17 protein-coding genes and 1 riboswitch are annotated in these 18,112 nt (G+C 49.8%); of the genes, 2 read left to right on the top strand and 15 right to left on the bottom strand.

The window, feature by feature from the left end; all coding sequences use genetic code 11:
- Positions 1–49: 49 nt before the first annotated feature.
- Positions 50–1,072 (bottom strand): YhcN/YlaJ family sporulation lipoprotein, encoded by a 1,023-nt coding sequence (locus LQV63_RS12650; RefSeq protein WP_233696985.1) that lies wholly within the window; start codon positions 1,070–1,072, stop codon positions 50–52.
- Positions 1,073–1,339: 267 nt separating this feature from the next.
- Here LQV63_RS12650 and LQV63_RS12645 point away from each other — a divergent pair, with 267 nt between their 5' ends.
- Both LQV63_RS12645 and LQV63_RS12640 read left to right on the top strand, forming a co-directional pair.
- Positions 1,340–2,338: a ketoacyl-ACP synthase III gene (locus LQV63_RS12645; RefSeq protein WP_233696984.1), complete on the top strand. Its 999-nt coding sequence runs from the start codon at positions 1,340–1,342 to the stop codon at positions 2,336–2,338.
- Between the two features lie 417 nt (positions 2,339–2,755).
- A complete protein-coding gene (locus tag LQV63_RS12640) occupies positions 2,756–3,049 on the top strand; it encodes a nuclear transport factor 2 family protein (protein WP_233696983.1) in 294 nt (97 codons plus the stop codon).
- A 90-nt stretch (positions 3,050–3,139) separates the two neighbouring features.
- On the opposite strand, the gene LQV63_RS12635 is transcribed toward LQV63_RS12640, so the two are convergent.
- From LQV63_RS12635 to LQV63_RS12565, 14 genes are all read right to left on the bottom strand, one after another.
- Complete coding sequence (locus LQV63_RS12635) at positions 3,140–4,183, bottom strand: DUF4340 domain-containing protein (RefSeq protein ID WP_233696982.1); 1,044 nt, start codon at positions 4,181–4,183, stop codon at positions 3,140–3,142.
- Positions 4,183–5,565: a GldG family protein gene (locus LQV63_RS12630; protein WP_233696981.1), complete on the bottom strand. Its 1,383-nt coding sequence runs from the start codon at positions 5,563–5,565 to the stop codon at positions 4,183–4,185. The genes LQV63_RS12635 and LQV63_RS12630 overlap by 1 nt, the downstream gene beginning before the upstream one ends.
- A gap of 6 nt (positions 5,566–5,571) precedes the next feature.
- Positions 5,572–6,288, bottom strand: coding sequence for an ABC transporter permease subunit (locus tag LQV63_RS12625; protein WP_019422438.1), 717 nt, complete (start codon positions 6,286–6,288; stop codon positions 5,572–5,574).
- Positions 6,281–7,399, bottom strand: coding sequence for an ABC transporter ATP-binding protein (locus tag LQV63_RS12620; RefSeq protein WP_233696980.1), 1,119 nt, complete (start codon positions 7,397–7,399; stop codon positions 6,281–6,283). The genes LQV63_RS12625 and LQV63_RS12620 overlap by 8 nt, the downstream gene beginning before the upstream one ends.
- A 175-nt stretch (positions 7,400–7,574) precedes the next feature.
- Positions 7,575–8,495 (bottom strand): NAD-dependent epimerase/dehydratase family protein, encoded by a 921-nt coding sequence (locus LQV63_RS12615; RefSeq protein ID WP_233696979.1) that lies wholly within the window; start codon positions 8,493–8,495, stop codon positions 7,575–7,577.
- A 59-nt stretch (positions 8,496–8,554) separates the two neighbouring features.
- Positions 8,555–8,923: a hypothetical protein gene (locus LQV63_RS12610; protein ID WP_233696978.1), complete on the bottom strand. Its 369-nt coding sequence runs from the start codon at positions 8,921–8,923 to the stop codon at positions 8,555–8,557.
- Between the two features lie 178 nt (positions 8,924–9,101).
- A complete protein-coding gene (locus LQV63_RS12605; protein ID WP_233696977.1) occupies positions 9,102–9,830 on the bottom strand; it encodes a glycosyltransferase in 729 nt (242 codons plus the stop codon).
- The gene (locus LQV63_RS12600; protein ID WP_233696976.1) at positions 9,827–10,741 is read right to left on the bottom strand and encodes an NAD-dependent epimerase/dehydratase family protein; all 915 of its coding nucleotides are present in this window, start codon (positions 10,739–10,741) and stop codon (positions 9,827–9,829) included. Before LQV63_RS12600 ends, LQV63_RS12605 begins: the two co-directional genes overlap by 4 nt.
- Positions 10,738–11,565 (bottom strand): dTDP-4-dehydrorhamnose reductase family protein, encoded by an 828-nt coding sequence (locus LQV63_RS12595; protein WP_233696975.1) that lies wholly within the window; start codon positions 11,563–11,565, stop codon positions 10,738–10,740. Before LQV63_RS12595 ends, LQV63_RS12600 begins: the two co-directional genes overlap by 4 nt.
- The gene (locus tag LQV63_RS12590) at positions 11,562–12,548 is read right to left on the bottom strand and encodes a polysaccharide biosynthesis protein (RefSeq protein WP_233696974.1); all 987 of its coding nucleotides are present in this window, start codon (positions 12,546–12,548) and stop codon (positions 11,562–11,564) included. The genes LQV63_RS12595 and LQV63_RS12590 overlap by 4 nt, the downstream gene beginning before the upstream one ends.
- Positions 12,541–13,629: a non-hydrolyzing UDP-N-acetylglucosamine 2-epimerase gene (wecB, locus tag LQV63_RS12585; protein WP_233696973.1), complete on the bottom strand. Its 1,089-nt coding sequence runs from the start codon at positions 13,627–13,629 to the stop codon at positions 12,541–12,543. The genes LQV63_RS12590 and wecB overlap by 8 nt, the downstream gene beginning before the upstream one ends.
- A 63-nt stretch (positions 13,630–13,692) precedes the next feature.
- A complete protein-coding gene (locus tag LQV63_RS12580; protein ID WP_233696972.1) occupies positions 13,693–15,261 on the bottom strand; it encodes a glycosyltransferase family 4 protein in 1,569 nt (522 codons plus the stop codon).
- Between the two features lie 654 nt (positions 15,262–15,915).
- Complete coding sequence (locus LQV63_RS12575) at positions 15,916–16,356, bottom strand: hypothetical protein (protein ID WP_233696971.1); 441 nt, start codon at positions 16,354–16,356, stop codon at positions 15,916–15,918.
- A 73-nt stretch (positions 16,357–16,429) separates the two neighbouring features.
- Positions 16,430–16,629: riboswitch (cyclic di-AMP (ydaO/yuaA leader) on the bottom strand.
- Positions 16,630–16,951: 322 nt separating this feature from the next.
- Positions 16,952–18,091 carry a CgeB family protein gene (locus LQV63_RS12565; protein WP_019422449.1) on the bottom strand — a complete coding sequence of 380 codons (1,140 nt, stop codon included), beginning with the start codon at positions 18,089–18,091 and terminating at the stop codon, positions 16,952–16,954.
- Between the last annotated feature and the right edge of the window lie 21 nt (positions 18,092–18,112).

The raw sequence follows: 18,112 nt of genomic DNA, 5'->3' as shown, positions 1-18,112 counted from the left end.
CGCATACTTGTTGCGGAGAGATCAAGTCCTGCATCGTAGCCTTGACGTATTATCTTCCTGGAGCCATGTTGTTCAATCGAGTCGGCTGTCCTGTAGGGTTAGCGCCGGCATTCGTCGGGAAGATGCGGTAAATCATTTCTTGGAATTCATTAGCAAACCCGGTAAGTGGCTGTCCGTTTGCTGCATAATTATTATAATAATTCATCCGATCAACGAAATCCGGATTGGCAGAAACATACACATTGTTACAGTTTGGCGCTTCTTTTTTCACCATATTGCCAATTTTTTCTTTCAAATCAGTAGGGACATCGCTAGCGCTCGTCGAACGTGTCCCATAAGAGCCAGCATGAGAACCATGCTTACTTGTCCCCTGAGTACCCATATGAGAACGAGAACCGTGCTTGCTTGTTCCATGAGTACCCATATGAGATCCGTGCTTGCTTGTTCCATAAGTACCCATATGAGATCCGTGCTTGCTTGTTCCATAAGTACGGCCATCTTGGCGATGAGTACTCATTCCAGACATTTTGCCTTTCGGCGCCGTTGTTGTATGTTCCGTTGTGACCGCAACGTAAGCATTGTTATTCGTCACCACTACGTTTGCCGATTTCACGCCTTTAATTGTTGCAATCTTATTGGCGATCTTTTGGCTCATTTCCATTTTGCTGTTCGCGGAATGCATACCATAGCGTCCGCCACTCATGTCGTAATTACGACCGTGCATGCCATCATAATTACGGCTATGCATGCCATCATAGTTACGACCGTGCATGCCATCATAGCTACGACCATGACCATACATGCCGTCGTAATTACCGTGCGTTCCGTACGTTCCGCTTAAATTGTTATCTAGAGTGTTCGTACGGTAACCGTTTCCGGTAAAATTCGTATTATAGCGGTTGGCATTAAAGCGGTAATCCCCGTCAAGCGGTCGAACACCATCTGTGGAACGGTACATGTTATTCGGGCGGGCACTCTTGGTGGTTACATTATCCCGAGTCGTACAACCTGTCATACCCATCGTCATCACGAGCGCAGCCGTCATTGTCAGCAAAGCCACCTTCAATCGCATCGAATTTCCTCCTTGTATAGTTGAATGGGGGGTGTCACAACACATAGCATGCGCTGACGAGAGGATGTTATGCCGATATGTTTTTCCCGCTCTTCCACTCCTTGCAGTGGAATGGGTTGGAAATTGCCGCCTCTGCACAATCCTTTGTTGACAATTTTTAGCTGCCACTATAATATTAGAGCATCGCACTTTAGTACCAGGTGCTAATTAAAATACTGAATTTACTTATACACTTTTTGATACGTATTAAAGGAGGATTTTATCATCTTGCAAACCGTGAAGCTGCATACTAAAGCACGAATTACAGCATTCGGCACCTATGTACCGGAGCATCGTTTGACCAATGAAGATCTATCTGCGATGGTCGATACGAATCATGAATGGATCGTTCAGCGTACAGGTATGATTGAGCGGAGAATTGTTGGTCCCGATACGTATGCCAGCGATTTAGCATATCATGCAGTGCTTAATTTGACAGAGCGTCATGGTGTGGATGTGCAGACTATAGATGCGCTGCTTGTTGCGACCTCAACTCCAGATGCATTCTTCCCGAGCACAGCGGCTCTTGTTCAAGCCCGACTAGGCATTTCCAATGCGATGGCGTTAGATATTTCCAACGCATGCGCAGGCTTTGTCAGTGCGATGCAAGTAGCCATCGGTCTGATTGATTCCGGCATGCACCGCAAGGTGCTTGTTATCGGCTCTGAAGTATTAACGCGGGCGGTGGATTATCAAGATCGCAGCACCTGCATATTATTTGGCGACGGAGCCGGGGCTATCCTCCTTGAAGCCGGGACGGAACAAAGTTGCTTTATTGCTTCCGGTTCGTTAACGATGGGAGATACAGGGGGCGTATTGCATCGTCGCGCGATAGCTGAGCGCATCGGAGACATTGAGATGAGGGCTGACGGTACATTGTTCCAAAACGGAAGAGAAGTATACAAATGGGCGCTGCAGCAAATACCAGCCGGAGTGAAACGGATATTGAAAGAAGCAGGATACTCAGCGGATCAAGTGGATCAGTTTGTTCCCCATAGTGCCAATCTGCGCATGATTGAATCGATATGCGAACGCTCTGGCATCCCAATAGAGCACACGCTGACAAGCGTACAATATTATGGCAATACTTCGGCTGCGAGCATCCCATTGGCCATTGCCGAGGGGTTGAAGGACGGAAGATTGCAGCCGGGGCATCTCACGCTTCTTTATGGCTTCGGCGGCGGCTTCTCGCAAGCGATACTGCTTCTGCGATGGCCCTCTTTTTGACATATAAGCCCTCTGTGTCTTTTTCTTTTTCTTGTTTACTCTACTCTTATCTGGCAACAGGCATACTTCACCCGTAAATCTTCCATTCTCCAGACAGACTTCTCCCTTGCATCCATAGCAGCAGTTTTCCATTCTCCGTGCTTCTTCATCCCGCCCATCGTTATCAGCGCATGGGCAATCCCTGCTGCTGCTTCGTCCATGTAATCTTAAGCAAATTCCAAGAAAAAAGACGTCCTATAGTCCTGCATTGCTCGTAAATACAACGTGTCCATGATTCGCTTGGAATACATCTTCGCATACCAAAGTTTGAATCCGTTACAGTTGAATGATTGTCAGTTTCATGTTTTGCGGGCAAATGTCTAATTACATGCATATTATTACTTAAGTCTTTACACCCCAATTAGGAGGTTTTTATTAATGTATTTTCATCACCGGTATATGTTAAATCAACCTTTTACCGGCTACACCCCGTACCCTAATTCCGTTCCCGTTTATCCTGGATATCCTGTTGTTGTATACCCTAGGAATGAAGCTGGACATCTTCGCAGAAATAAGGAACTCGTTCGAAGTCTCTTCGACACTGTATTTAATCAGCATCAAGTGGATGCTGCGGTCCATTTGCTGACAGAAGACTATATTCAACATAACCCCGCGGTGCCTACCGGACGAAAAGCATTTATGGATTCAGCCAACCAGAACACCATGTTCTAGGAAGAATACGGGCCCGGAGGACAACGCCGGATTATACGCCTCCGGCGTCCTCTTGAAAATTCCAGGTTTTTCTCCTCTAGGCCTTCTCTCTCATTTCTTAGTGGCTTGTTTATCTTCGTTATCGCTCATCTTCCCGTGCCAGAGCGTCTGAACATCCAGAAGCTCCTGCTTATGAATGGCATATGCCCACTCACTATTTGGCGGAACAATCCACAGCTCTTCGCCTTGCATATATCCCTTATACTCTCGCGTCTCTGCTTTTCCTTTTTCCTCTTGTCCCGTCACCTCCTGATCCGGCTTCAGCGAAAGGTCCAACGACCAATCCGGTTCATTATTCGCAATATGAGACAAAGATGCAGTCCGTGATGGCTCCTGCTCCGTCATCCAATACCTCATCTTGTTCATCAGCGTCGTCGCGTCATTTTCGGTTATAGACTTACCGTTAAGCAGCCAATTCTTTATTTCACTTTCTTCCTTATTGGCCTCTTGGCTGCGGCCGTCGTCAGAATTGGCTTCCGTTGGTGTCTCCGCTTTGTCCACATGTTGCAAGCGATAGGACTGCCCCGACCAATTCCATTCGAACTGCTTCACCCGTTCAAGTGGAAAGGTCAGAGGCTCCTTCGCAGCAAAGTCGAAGGCTGTTCGCGCCAGGCTCGACAGCGCGGATTGTGACACTTGATACACCGTCCGCTCATCATCTGCCGTTGCGTAGAAGAAGCCGGAGACGGGAGACTCGGCACCGACATTGATGCGGTGAGTCTTGCCGTCACGCACGGACACGGTGAATGTCTGAGACGGCTCCGCCAATCCATACTTGTCCATGTCAGCAGCATGCTCCTCCACCGTCGACTCCACGCTCACGTTTGATATCGTCGACAACCAATCGTCTACTGGATAGGTATTTATAGGATAGGAAGCCGGCTTGGTCATCGCCCATTGCCCCTTATTGTTCACCAGCTCCACCTGTTCTTCCTGAATCTGAATCGTCAGGGCGGTAATTTGCTGTGGATCCACTTGCAGGAGCGTATCCTTGGCTTCCTCCTGATTGGTGCGGAAGAAATTGTTGGCTGATGCATACCATAATCCGACTGCGAATACAAGCAGCAGAATGACCGTCGGCAGCGCCTTCTTCATTATCCATGTCTCCTTCTCCACCATAGTCCGGCCCCGATGAGGAGCAGCAAGAGCGGGAAGCCAATAACAGTCGTCCATAAAATGGCCTGCGCTTGACCTGGAGTGAGATATGTTATCTGGTATGCTTCATGCTCCCGCGGTCTAATCGTGACTTGATCATCGTTGCCTTGTAACCAGTTCACACTGTTCAATGCAAAATCGCGATTGCCTTGCGTATAAATGTTATCGTCATCCAAAAAACTGGAACCGCCGATGACAACAGCCTTTGGCTTGCCGTCCAACGTCGTTACCGCCAACCCGAGCGTCAACGGACCATTGATATCTTGGTCTCCGCGTTCGCTTCCCTCTTTTATAAGCCGCGCAAGATCTGTTTCTCCATACGATTCGGCTGACGTACGAAGGATCGGTTCCGCTTCCAGCGTATCTGTCGCCTTTGCCTCAAGCGGCAGCCCCAGACTGAGCATCGTAAGCAAGTTGTATTGCGACAGCTTGGCCGTCAATTCATGCGTACCATACTCGGGTATGATTGTGAATGGATCGTAAAGAATGCTCTCTTTCGCTTCTACCGCTACCGCATGCTTGTTCTCCACCCCTAGCTGCTGCAGCAGTCCATCGAGATTGCTCCATGACCGTTCCATCTCAGGATTGAATCCGAGCGCAATGTACAGCTTCCCGTCTCCCTCCGCGTATTTCTTCAGCAGCTGCGCTTCCTTATCGGTCAGGTCCTGGCTGCCACCGAGCAGCATCACGAAGTCTGCATCCTTCGGAATCTCACCTTCGCGGTACAGATTCAATTCCTGTAATTCAATATTATCTTCGCCAAGACTGGAAGCCAACGCCGTCATTTGAGACAGCGGAAGTTCCTGATGACCGGACAGCACATAGGCCTTAGACTTCTTATCAGTTGTCAAGCTGCGCAGCGCCTGCGTCATTTTCTCCTCGCCGCTGAACTTGTAAGCCCCATATCCGTCACCAGCGCTGAACATTTCATACAGTCCAACCGTCTTGCGTTTTGATCCCTGCTCGAACACAATCGAGCTTCCTGCCAGCCCATATTGCTGCGCCAATGACGGCTCCTTCAGCAGGTCATACTGCTGAAACACAATATGACTGTTATGCTTCGCGAGCTCCTGCCCCATATCCGCAACCTGCCGCGTTAGCAGTGGATCATCGTTCGGAGTTAAGAACAGCTTCATATCAACTTTATCTTGTATCGACGTCAAGGTCGTGGTCGTCTGTTCCGACAATGTAAATGATTTGTTTTGCGTCAAGTCCCACTGAAATCCCGTTAACGACTGTAAAAAATACGTCAACAACACAAAGATGCCGATAACGGCGGCCGACAGCAGAGCAGCGTTCGTTCCTCGCAGCCATTTTTTCATAATTCTTTACCTCCACCGTTTTCTTTCAAGCACCTGAATACTCAACACGACGAATACGGCCGTCAATGTAATGAAAAAGAGGACGTCCGCGCCATTTAGCACCCCTTTCATGAACGAGTCCAGCCGCGTGTTCATCGCAAAAGGCATCAGCCATTCTCCGAGCGTGCCAGAGGATGATGCGGCCCAATCCAACATCGTCCAGAACGTGAGCAGCATGACAAAAGAGGCGATCGCCGTCACCATCTGATGCTGCGACAAGGTGGACGCGAACAACCCCACCGCCGCCATGGCAGCCGTCAGCAGCAGCATGCCGATAATGGAAGTAATCATCATCTTCATATCCAATGTGCCGTAAAATGACATAACGATGGGATAAATGAGAGTAAAGCCGACCAGAACTACCATTAATACGAGGGCTGCGGCATATTTGCCGAGCACAATTTCAGTCATTCGTGCCGGGGAAGTAAGCAGCAGCTCATCCGTTCCCTGTCGGAATTCATCCGAGAAGAGCCTCATTGTCAATAAAGGAATAACAAATACGTACATAAAGGTCGCGTTGCCCGATACGAGCCGGAAATCGATGATGCTAGGCTGAAACATAACAAAGTTCATATAAAATAAAATGCTGGAAATGAGTACATACACCGCAAAAGCAACATAAGATGTCGGCGACGTAAAATAAGCATGCATCTCCTTGCGAAAAATGGCATTGAACCTACGCATCACCTGAATCCTCCTCCGTTGTCAAGCGAGTGAACACATCCTCAAGACTCGTCATTTCCCGCTTCATTTCAAGTAGAGGGTACCCTGCGTCTGCCAGTGCGTAGAATAGCGCTTCGCGCACATCGGAATGATCCTGTGATACGACGCGCAGCTTTATTGTCTCTCCTGATTGCGGCGAAAGAACGCCTGGTTGTGAGGTGGACAGCTCATAATTGTCGACGCACACCTGCACTGCTAAGTCCGCCTCCTGTCCAGCCCCTTCTAGACCCGTGTCGGTATGATCCATAGTTGTAATCGGAGCCTCATCAACTTCTTCCTTCCGGCAGGCCTCTTGAAATCCATCGCCGACAATTTGGACTTCCGTCACAAGCGGCAAGGCAGACACCACTTGAATAATAGACTCAGTCGGTCCTTTCACTTCCAAATGCAGACTAACCTCTTGCCCCATGGCCGTGCCTAATCTGTCCGGACGTTCGTCCAGCACGATTTGTCCTTGATGAATAATAAGCACACGGTTGCACAACATATTCACTTCGGGGAGTATATGGGTGCTGAGCAGCACCGTATGCTGCTCCCCAAGCTCACGGATCAGTTGACGAATCTCAATAATTTGATTCGGGTCGAGTCCCGATGTCGGCTCATCAAGCACAAGCAGATCAGGCTTGTGGATTATGGCCTGTGCCAATCCAAGCCTTTGCTTGAACCCTTTCGATAGACTTCGAATCAATTGTTGCTCTCTGCCATGCAATCCAAGCTTGTCCAGCATTTCATTGATACGCTTCTTCTGCTCCCGAACCGGAACGTTCCGCAAATCGGCCACAAAACGCAAATACGACATCACGGTCATCTCCGGATAAAGCGGTGGTGTCTCAGGCAAGTAGCCTATTTTGCTGCGAGCTTTAGCACCGTGTTCCGACATGGATAGCCCGTCAATGGTAATGCTCCCGCCGGTCGGGTTCAGATAGCCCGTAATCATGCGCATCGTCGTCGTCTTACCCGCGCCATTCGGACCCAAGAAGCCGACGATTTCGCCGCGCTCCATCGTGAAGTCAATCTGCTGTACGCCACGACGTTCGTCGAACATCTTACTGACGTCCTTCACTTCTAACATAATGACCCTCCTTGTCCTAACCTCCCGTGGACGGCACCCGCAAGCCACATGCGGCGTGCCCTCACAGAATGCTCCAACAAGCATCATACCCAATGAACTCTAATGTGAGATTAAATGAAACTGAAAGCATACTTAAAAGTTCGTGTCTGAATTGTGAACGATATCAATCCGTAATTCAGCTTTCTTTAGCGTTATATGCATGATAAGTACGTTCCAATCCTTCAAGAAGAGAGACTTTCGGAGACCATCCCATATCCTGCCGAAGACGCTCGTAACTGAGACAGCTGTGACGTATATCCCCTAATCTCTGTGGAAGCTTTTCCAGCTGTGCAGGCTTTCCGCAAATGTGCAGCAAATGATAAACAAGCTCATTGATGGATGTTGTCTTCCCCGTTCCAACTTGCCATAAGCCGTCCTTGCGGCATTCGGCTGCACGCAGGCATGCATCCACAACATCCCCGACAAAGATGAAGTCCCTCGTCTGTTCTCCGTCCCCATGAATAGTAAGAGGAGCATTGGCATGCAGGCGGTCTATGAACAAGGCGATAACACCACCTTCACCTTTTGGTGTCTGTCTCGGTCCGTACACATTCGCAAAGCGCAATATCGTTCCATTCAGACCATGTAAGCGGGCAAATAATTGAAGATAGCGTTCAGCCGTTAGCTTGGATAGTCCATAACAGGAGAGCGGCGCTGGGGGCTGATGCTCCTCATACGTATCAAGGGCAATGTCTCCATATACGGCTGAGGTTGAAGCGAGCACCACATGCCGCACCTTCGCTTTCAAGCATGCGGCAAGCGTAACCAAGGTGCCTTGAATATTGGTTCGCATATCTATTACCGGCTGCGCAATGGAACGCTTAACATCCGCTTGCGCGGCAAGATGAAACACAATTTCCGGCTGGATGAGCTCTATCTCCCGCCCCGCTGCTTCTTCCGCGATATCCAGTTCATGAAGCACCGCTTGCGGTGTAACATACGATTTCCCTCCTGTACTGAGGTTGTCAAGGATATGCACCTCATGTCCTTGACTGATTAGAGCATCCACGAGATGTGACCCAATGAAGCCCGCTCCACCCGTTACAACGATTCGCATTTTATTCACCTCGTCTCCCACTCAATCTACTGTCCCGTTTCTAGTCATAGGATCGGACCCTATTTCAACACGTCAACCTCCGTGAACGTCTCCATTCCAATCGTACGAACAATGGATTGCTCGTTGTTTTTCATTTGCACAGACACCTGCAATGGATGATGGCCTATAATGGTTGTAAACACTTGAAATCCATACGGTCCAGGTGAAAGCCGCACGTCCGATATTTTAAGCACGTCACCTGGATTTCCCTGCTGCGTTATTCTATGAATATGCTCCGATACGATGACCCTGTTGCAAATCAGGCGTACCAATACGTTCGCCCCTTGTGAATGTTGGTTTTCAATTCGAATATCTGCATATTTCACCATCAGTTCATCATTAACGAGCGGATTATCTAATAATTCGGAATAGTACACTCCCAAATTCACGCTGCTCCTTCCTTTGGCTGCTGCCGATGTTCATCGCTAACAACATATGCACAATACTCCATCACGGCAAGGGTATGCGCCTAGCGAGATGTGCCTATAGCATCCCCTCACTTCAGAGGGGAGCACCCAAATGTTCAGCAGCCGAACCATAGGATGCTCCGTCTTATTCCTCTCGGCGTTACACTGACATCCGCTGCAAAAACTTAGCAAGAAGCGGTTGGTACCGGCTGTTCGTCTCTGCAGCCTCTTTCATTATTGCGGCTCCATGCTTCATCGTACCCATGCCACCGTGCCAACGGTAAGCCGTGAATGGCTCATCGACGAAATGAAAGTCAAAGCCGTTCAATATGGCCCGGTACCAAAGATCCAAATCGTGCGTAAACGGGAGTTCCTCGTTAAAGTTACCGATATATTGCAATAATTCGCGCTTCATCATTACCGTACATCCGTTCACCGGATTGAATTTGAAGAAGCTCTGATAAAATTCGCCCATAGACGGGAATGTTACGGCCGCGCGATGCTGCGTCACTTGGCTGTATCCATTGATGTTATCGAAATTCGTGTGGCAGATGTAGGCGTTCCACGTCATCATATACTCCAACTGCTTAACTAGTTTGTCAGGATAAAACAAATCGTCGGAGCTCAGCCAAGCAATGTATTCTCCTGAAGCATACTTGATGCCATGATTAAGCGCGGATGCCGTCCCGCCGTTCGCTTTGCCCAAGTAATGAACGCGATCCATATAAGGACGAATGCGATCCGCATACTGAGTGGAACCGTCATCAACGACGATAATCTCGAATTGGGGATACGTTTGCTGAAGCGCACTGTGAAGGGCCTGACCCACAAACAGATCGTTATAAAACGGGATGATAATCGTTACTAATGGGAACGTAAAATCCTTCAATGGAGTTCCCCCTCCTTCCGATAATAATGCAGAATATCAGCCACTGACTGTTCAAATGCGCGCAACGGTGCCCAGCCCCACCGCTCAGGAAAAGAGATGTCATTGGGTTTAACGCTGGAGTATGGCTCAGTCTCATCGCCATATTGGAATTCGACTGGTACTAGCGAACAGCGAGCGAATGTATCCGCCACACTCCCCAAACTGCGATATCGTCCGCTTTCAACAGGATAAATGTGTCCTTGCTTGCCATGCTTGAGAATGAGTTCGTACGCTGCTGCCGCATCCCGCACATCGAGGAAATCTCGTTGTTCATGTCGATTGGATATGTTGAAGCGCGGCGGCCCTTCTCCTTTTTCCGTCTGCACAATATAGCGTCCCAGCAAGCCGCAAATGCCTGAAGAAGAACCAGGGCCGATCAGATTGGATGGCTCTGCCAGCAGAACGTCCTGTGCAAATAGATGAGCCCATCCGAGGGCTGCTAATTCTTGCAATGTCTTGCTTAACGAGTAGGGATGAGACGGCGAAAAGACAGGAGCATAAGATGCTTTCAGCTTCGATGTAACGATCAGAATACGGCTGTTCGGAGTCAGGCGGAGCGCGTTCAACAAATGCAGCGTGGACATTACATTCACATCCAGCATGTGAAGTGGATCGGACCAAGAATCCTGTACGGAATTCATGCCGGCCAGATGAAGCGTATAATCCGGATGCACCTGCTTCACCACTTCCGAGACCCGCTCACGATCTTGCAAATCACACATGACCACTTCCGCTCCCATCGCTGACACATCAGCATCCGCACGCCGCGTAAGGGCAACGACCCGCATCCCGGAATTCAGAAAATGACGACAAGCATGACGACCGGTAAATCCGGAAGCTCCGGTGACGAGCAGTGTCCCGCCCCCGTTCATCGCCAATGCATCCTTACCGCTAATTCTGTCACCATGGCGATATACGAAGGGAGTGGATAATCAGCATCGGCACGTGTATTGGCCAATGTACGATTTGAAGCAGGCTCGTCGGTTGGCACAATGTCTACATTGACTTTCAGGAATACATCTTTGAACAACGTCAGTAAGTCATGCTTATGAATCGGTTGCGGATGCCCCAAATGGATTAAGCCGCTTATTCCGCGCTGAAGGTAATGATGAATAGCACGCGCCAGTTCCCATGTCGTGACTCCATTCCACCACACTTGACGATAGCCCTGGATTGTTCCTTCTTGACGGAGAAACCAATGCAGCAGTCCGATGCCTTGCGGTCGGATTTCAGGTCCGATAATCGAGGTGCGTATGGTGAGGTGTGGTGCAACGGTTAACTCACCCAGCTTTTTGGTTACCGCGTATAGAGAGGCTCCATCTGGTTTATCGTCTTCCCGGTACTGCCCTTTATGCCCTGAAAACACACAGTCGGTGCTAATATGAATGACACGCGCTCCCATTCGGTCAGCAATCTGCCGCAGACGATGCGGCAGCAGTCCGTTCACTTGATAGGCTTCGATCGGCCTTTGTGCCGCCGCTTCATTCAACATGCCGACGGCATTGATGATGACATGAGGACGCACGGCAGTTACGAGTCGTTCCACTTGCTCCGTATCGGTCACATCCAATATTAGAGCGTGTTCTTCTGTTGCATCACGGCACGTATAGAACAAGGCGACGTTCCTTTGTTCCCGGAAATAGCGGACCAGAATATGGCCCGCCATTCCGTTGCCCCCGATGACGAGAATTTTCATTTCAAGAAGCCTCCCCGCTTCAGCAGCGCTGCGATAGCGTCTTTATTCATCAGATCGTGCTCTGAGCTGAAGCTGGAGAAATCGACCGGAGAGTATCGGCTGTATTGCTCTTTTAACCTAGGTAAATCAAGGGTAGGCAAAATAACTAAGTAGGCGTCGTCATACACGATAGTCGTCAAACTTTCATATTCGCTCATCAATATTTCATGAATTTTCTCACCGGGACGAATGCCTGTCTCGACAATGCGCACATTATCTTGACCCGAATGATCGATCAGCACTTCTGCCAAGTCGATAATGCGGCAGGTCGGCATCATCATGACGAAAACTTCACCGCCGAAGCTCTCTTTTGTCGCTTTAAACAAAAGCGTGACCGCATCTTGCAAAGTGAGAAAAAATCGTGTCATTTTTTTATCGGTAATTCCAATTTGGCACTTCGTCTTGATTTGATTCATGAACAGGTGGATAACGCTACCGTTGGTGCCGAGCACATTGCCACCGCGTACACAGACGAATTTGGTAGAGGAACGCAGCAGATTTGCGTACACAATCAACTTTTCTCCGATCGCTTTGGTCATGCCATAGAAATTCGACGGGTTAGCTGCTTTATCTGTAGAGATGTAAATGACCTTCTTCACATTATTTTCAACCGCTGCCTCAATGACGTTCTGTGTTCCAATGACGTTAGTCTTTAATGCCTCATACGGCTGTTCTTCACATACAGGCACGTGCTTGAGTGCAGCGAGATGAAAGATGTAGTCCACTTCCTGGCACGCGTGCATGAGCGCATCCTTGTCCCGTATGTCACCGACGCAGAAGCTTAACCTATCATCTTCAAACGCACGGCTCATCGCCACCTGACTTGATTCATTGCGAGAGAATATCGTCACTTTTTTCGGATTTTGCGGTAACAGCTGCCGAACTAGCTCATGTCCCCATGAACCGGTGCCGCCAGTCACAAGAATGCGCGTGTCATTAAACATGGATGTTCCCTCCAAGCAAAAATTTAACTACTTTATCCGATACATCCTTCGTTACGTATCCGTCCGGACAGCTCCAGCCGGTAGGCAAAGCCGTCATAATGGATACCGCATCAACGATGTTGGCGGCTTGCAATCCGGATACGACGTTGCTTCCACAATCAACGGTTTCGGGACGCTCGGTCGAATTGCGGATGGTTACGGTCGGCACCTGAAAGATGCAGCACTCCTCCTGTACGGTGCCGCTATCTGTAATGGCACAGCGCGCATGCTGCTCCAGCCGGACGAAGTCAAAAAAACCGAACGGCTCATAACTCTCGACTAGCGGATGCAGCTTGATACGATGCTGGGTCAATTTAGATCTGGTTCGTGGGTGAATGCTGAAGATTAAACGGAGCTGTTGTGTCTCGGCAATGGTATTCAAGCTTTGCACAATTTGAATCAAATGCTCAGGGTCGTCTACGTTCTCTGCGCGATGGGCTGTCACGATGAAATATTGCTGCGGCTGTAATTGGAGCTGTTCGAGAATGGGGCTTGCATTAATTTGCGCCTGATAATGGAGAAGAACTTCGTAAATTGGGTTCCCCGTCACCACGATCCGCCGGCTGGGAATGCCTTCGCGAATCAAATTCTGCTTGCTCTGTTCGGTGTACGGCATGTTAATGGAAGAAATCGCGTCGATGACGCGGCGATTCTTCTCTTCCGGCACCGCCAAATCAAAGCAGCGGTTGCCCGCTTCCATGTGCACGACGGGAATGCCTATACGTTCGGCAATGATGGCCGATAAGGCGCTGTTCGTGTCCCCGAGCAGCAGCACTTTGTCTGGCCGCTCTTTCTCCAAAATGATTTCGACATGCTCAAACATGGAAGCAAGCTGTCCGCCGAAGCTTTGCTGCTTATGGTTTATCACATAATCAGGCTGCCTTAATTGCATCTCTTCAAAAAAGATGGCGCTCAACGTATGGGTAAAGTTCTGTCCCGTATGCACGATGACATGACGCCCGGCCAGTCGGTCTAGCTTCTTCATTATGACACTGAGACGAATGATTTCGGGACGTGTTCCGAGAATCGTCATGACACGCATCGCACTTATCCCCTCGTTTCAAAAAATATTTAGTCTGCTTCGCGAATGTAAGCAGGAAATAGTTCAAGGACGTTTGCGGCGCTGCACGCGCTTGCGCCCTTGCCGCACTCTCCTGTTCCCGCTTCTGCGAATGGCCCGGATGCGCCGCTTCGGCGAAATGCGCAATCGCCTCAGCTCACGCCGACTTCTTCTCACTGTGCGAGCTCGGCGCTTGCGTCTTCTACGGCGCGGCCGTTCTTTCCGCGTACCTGCTACCGGAGCGGGCGGCGCTGTCCCGGGCATTTCCACGGCTGCTCCTTTCGGCAAAGCAGCAAGCACAGCATCTGGCAGGCGGCGGACATGTGCTGGATCCGCATACTTGAACCGATGAGCTGCGGGAATAGGACGATACGCACCATGGTCCTCCAAGTAAACGATAGGCTGTGAGCCTTGAATGAGACGATAGATAGCGGGATTATGGATGACGTGGTGAACAAGTATGTGAGCTAACCGATCTCGGTATGTTCCTGCACCGAACTCCCGCTCCGCCGCTTCACGATTGCGTCTGCCAAGCGCTTCGGCTTTATCCCGATGCAGCGCCAAATCTAACACCTTCTGCGTTAATTGGTTCACGTTGCCCGGTTCGGCCATGGATTCCTCATTGCCGGTAGCCCGCATAATTTCCGCTAATCCACCCGAACCATAAGCGACCACCGGTTTGCCGAACACGAGACCCTCCAGCGCAGTTAAGCCGAAGCCTTCCGGGGCAAGGCTTGGTATGACCACGATATCCATTGCGGGGTAAATAGACTGGATGGAAGACACAAAATGAATAAAATGAAAGCGATTGGCGGGCGCTGATTTCACCTTGTCCTTGCATGTTTTAAAGTACGTTTCATCCGCCGGGGCGCCAACCACCACGAAGCGCGCATCCTTGACACGTTCGCTTACTTGAAGGGCCATGTGCAGAAAGTGTTCTAAACCTTTGTTGGCGTATATGGCAGAGGATATATAACCGATGAGGCGGTGGGCGGGAGAAAGATTAAGCTCATACCGCTTCCTTGCCCTGAGCTCGGACCATCGTTCCGGTTCCAACGAATCCATGTGCCAAGAGGGAGGCAGCACGTATACGGGAACATGCGGTTCCGCAACATAACGGCGAAACAGCGCAAGGGTAGTCTCCGAGACTCCGATGATTCCATCGCTGAACATTCGAATGAGCGAGACGGCATTGGAGGTGAATGCATTATCCGCAATCGCTTCATTAATCTGCCACAGCACCGGTATGCCTAGCGACTTGGCGGCAAGCGCCGGCAGCGCATGCACCGCGGTGTTAGTCAACACGATATCCGGTCGCAGGTCGGCCAGAAGCCGAACGACCGCATCCCACTCCGAATGCTGCCGCACATGCTCAAGCTCGGCATGCAAATTCGCCGACGGCAACACCATCGAGTAGAACAATAGGCATGGCTGGACAATAAACGGAATCTGATAGGCTGATGCTTGTGCAGATAACTGTCCCTCTTCAGGTACGACAAGCACGCAATCGTAGTATGCCTGCAATTCACGCGTCAGAAAAAGAAGCAGTTTTTCAGCTCCGGTAATGTAAGTCTTGTTGCATAAATGGGAGAATAAGAGCAACTTTGGTTTCATCAGGTTCTGCCCGTTCTGCCGACTTACGGGGAACAGGTATCATTCCACCTCCTTTGCCAAGGTACTACAGTATATTAGTCCACGACGGGTATCGGCACGACATTTGAACCTAATACAAGCGTACAATTTACAAAAACAGAGCCACTTGTCCGTTACCAGTTCCTGTTTACTCTAGCAGCCGCCATACAGTTCCGTAGAAATCCGAATCTATGAATTATTAGAAGACATCAATCAGTTGCAAAAGACAAAGTTTATACATGAAAATAGCGCGTTCAAACTGACGGTGATTCGCTTCATCCGATCCTTTGCTTCATTCGATCCCTTGCTTCATTCTCCCCTTCTATCAGGAGGCGGTACGTCCTTTGACATTCTTGTTCACCGCCATCGTGATCGGCCGTTTCATGGCAGGATATACGTAACCGTATGAGCCTTAATCCTCGACGCTCTCCGGGTGAATGGAGCGAAAGGCCACTGCACGGAAGTCAGACAACATGTTTTCGATAAAAAGGAAAGGGAGTTCTGCGCTCTGAACATCTTCTATTCCGATTTTTATGAATTCTGTAAACTCAAAAAAACTCGCCCTTGCAAGGACGAGTTTGGCTGTGGAGAAATCTAGAGATTTGGCGATCGCCCATTCTCATAAACAACACGATTTCATGCGGTGGGTGACTGCGATCGAGAGCCCGCCAGAATAAATTCCGATAACAAAAAAGAGACCTGATCCGACTGTGTATAAATGACGTAATCCGCACCGAGAAGCCGGTAAATGGAACGCGGGTGATGACGCTTCGTTATTAGCGTAATCGGCTCACAAGACCATTGCCGGCATACTTGAAGCAGTCGACACGACAAAACAAAGCTTTGTTCGAACAAGAAGAGGCGCCCCACTGGCACTTCGGGTACATTCCATTCTTTAGGATCAGTCGTGTTGACTCGACATACATGCGCGACACCCAGCTTCTCCATTCGCTTCACAAGCCGACCGTTATTGGCGATAGCCGCAACGGAAAGACCTGCTCCTCTCAACTGGCGAATGAAATCGACGCCCATGGCATTCGGTGCGAACACGGTAATGATTCGGTCCGCGTCGTACATATTCAATTCCCTCCTGTCGTGTCCGATGCCCTGCTTTTAGAAGAAAGAGGTGCGTCGACAGTTAACAGTCGGGCGCGCCTCTCTCCGTACGCTTACGAGGTTAGCTGACGGATTCGGAGGCGAAGAGTCCCCCTACCGGACCAGACGAATTGCCTGGCTTCCAGATTCACCCCTTGCGAACGGCCATACCGGCATCATCCTGCCAGTCAGCTCTGTCCGCTTCATTTGGTTCCCCCGTTCCCGCCAGACAGCGGGATTCAGCGAATAAGACGCAACGGATTTCATTGATACTGCTGAACTGAATCTTACCCCTTTCCCGGGCTTGGTGTAAATGGAAATGAAAGCTTGTTACAAGCAATCCGGCGCAAATCCGGATATAAAACAGCTCTTTCTCTTCATCAATGGATTCATTTTCTCATCAACGCTCACTGAAGCTTATCCCCTCGTGATAGGAAGAGATAAATGAAGCTTTTCACTTGAAAGAGGCAGTTGTAAGCGGTTTACTTGTCGTTTCACTCCAAAATAATCCTTTGGCAACCCGATAAGAAGGCGCACAGACATAACAAACCCGGACGGTAATCGACCGGGCGATCCATCATCCGAAGACGATGCTTAACATCTGATTAAGGCGGTTCGCATAAGTATGATCGCGCAATGTTCTGGCCAAACCACGAAGTGCAATCTCGCGGCGTTCCTGCTCATGCGATAAATAGTAATCGATTTTATCAAGCATCTCTTCCGGTGAGCTATACGTTTCGATTTCTTCTCCCGGTGTATAGAACCGGGCTAAATCATCGCGCACGTCGGTCAATTGCAGAGTGCCGCAGCTGCATATTTCAAAGGTGCGCGGATTCGGGGAAGCTGCAGTGATGTTGGCGGAGTTCTGATTGACCGAATCGTCATCATGTGCACGGTGCATGTTGATGACGATTTTCGTGCCGTTATACGACGCTGCGGTCTCCTGTGGATCCATCCAGCGGCCGAGTTGGATTTGATGCGCGTATTTTCTGAATTCGGAAAGGCGGTCCCACCAGAGACCGGAAATGACGATGTTGCGCTTCATCAGCTGCGGCAGAATCGGTTCAATCGACTTCACCCGATTCCAATATGCCGAACCAATAAAGGTAAGATTTTGCCGGAGCGGAGATCTCGTCTTGATGGGACGGAATTGACCCGGAAAGGCGGCGAACGGCAAATAATGCGCGTTCGCGCCAATCCCTTGATAGAACGGAACGCTGTTCGCTTCGAGTGTGAACACATAATCATAATGCGTAACGATATCGGCCATCATGCTCGTATAGTACGGATCGTCCGTAATCCATAGCGCAGTGCGTATGCCATGAGCGCGGATTTCATCCACTTGCTCGGCTGGGAAATCCATTCCATCCAAGGCGACGACAAGATCAGGACGAAGCTGGACTGCCGTTGCGGCAACCGGGTCCCGTGGTCCTGCCACGGACAGCTGGCCTACCATCCCCTGGAACGTCGAGATGATGCCTTCATCCAACGGAGAGTATGGGTATCCTTTTCCGGTCGAAACATACAAGACATGCAAGGGGCGAGATGACACCTGCGCTTGTGTCGTATTCACAATATAATCCGCTCGCCCTCGCAAATATCCCTCTTGGTAGCCTCCTTCAAAACCGGCTTTGCGTCCTTGGCGGCGAGAATGCTCCCTCGGATGAACCACCCCCGTACGGATCCGTCTTCTTCGCCGTATACGAAATGTTCGCATGAGATCTCTCCTTTTGGTCAT

This window comes from Paenibacillus profundus (assembly GCF_021369635.1).
Taxonomy (GTDB): Bacteria; Bacillota; Bacilli; order Paenibacillales; family Paenibacillaceae; genus Paenibacillus_B; species Paenibacillus_B profundus.
Note: the sequence above shows the minus strand (reverse complement) of the source record. Positions and strands in the feature narration are given on the sequence as shown.

Coding starts and splice junctions, on each gene's coding strand:
- LQV63_RS12620 (WP_233696980.1), bottom strand. CDS start 7,399: ATGTTAGAAGTGAAGGACGTCAGTAAGATGTTCGACGAACGTCGTGGC.
- LQV63_RS12575 (WP_233696971.1), bottom strand. CDS start 16,356: ATGTACGACGCGGACCGAATCATTACCGTGTTCGCACCGAATGCCATG.
- LQV63_RS12640 (WP_233696983.1), top strand. CDS start 2,756: ATGTATTTTCATCACCGGTATATGTTAAATCAACCTTTTACCGGCTAC.
- LQV63_RS12635 (WP_233696982.1), bottom strand. CDS start 4,183: ATGAAGAAGGCGCTGCCGACGGTCATTCTGCTGCTTGTATTCGCAGTC.
- wecB (WP_233696973.1), bottom strand. CDS start 13,629: ATGCGTGTCATGACGATTCTCGGAACACGTCCCGAAATCATTCGTCTC.
- LQV63_RS12615 (WP_233696979.1), bottom strand. CDS start 8,495: ATGCGAATCGTTGTAACGGGTGGAGCGGGCTTCATTGGGTCACATCTC.
- LQV63_RS12630 (WP_233696981.1), bottom strand. CDS start 5,565: ATGAAAAAATGGCTGCGAGGAACGAACGCTGCTCTGCTGTCGGCCGCC.
- LQV63_RS12565 (WP_019422449.1), bottom strand. CDS start 18,091: ATGCGAACATTTCGTATACGGCGAAGAAGACGGATCCGTACGGGGGTG.
- LQV63_RS12590 (WP_233696974.1), bottom strand. CDS start 12,548: ATGTTTAATGACACGCGCATTCTTGTGACTGGCGGCACCGGTTCATGG.
- LQV63_RS12625 (WP_019422438.1), bottom strand. CDS start 6,288: ATGCGTAGGTTCAATGCCATTTTTCGCAAGGAGATGCATGCTTATTTT.
- LQV63_RS12580 (WP_233696972.1), bottom strand. CDS start 15,261: ATGAAACCAAAGTTGCTCTTATTCTCCCATTTATGCAACAAGACTTAC.
- LQV63_RS12650 (WP_233696985.1), bottom strand. CDS start 1,072: ATGCGATTGAAGGTGGCTTTGCTGACAATGACGGCTGCGCTCGTGATG.
- LQV63_RS12595 (WP_233696975.1), bottom strand. CDS start 11,565: ATGAAAATTCTCGTCATCGGGGGCAACGGAATGGCGGGCCATATTCTG.
- LQV63_RS12600 (WP_233696976.1), bottom strand. CDS start 10,741: ATGAACGGGGGCGGGACACTGCTCGTCACCGGAGCTTCCGGATTTACC.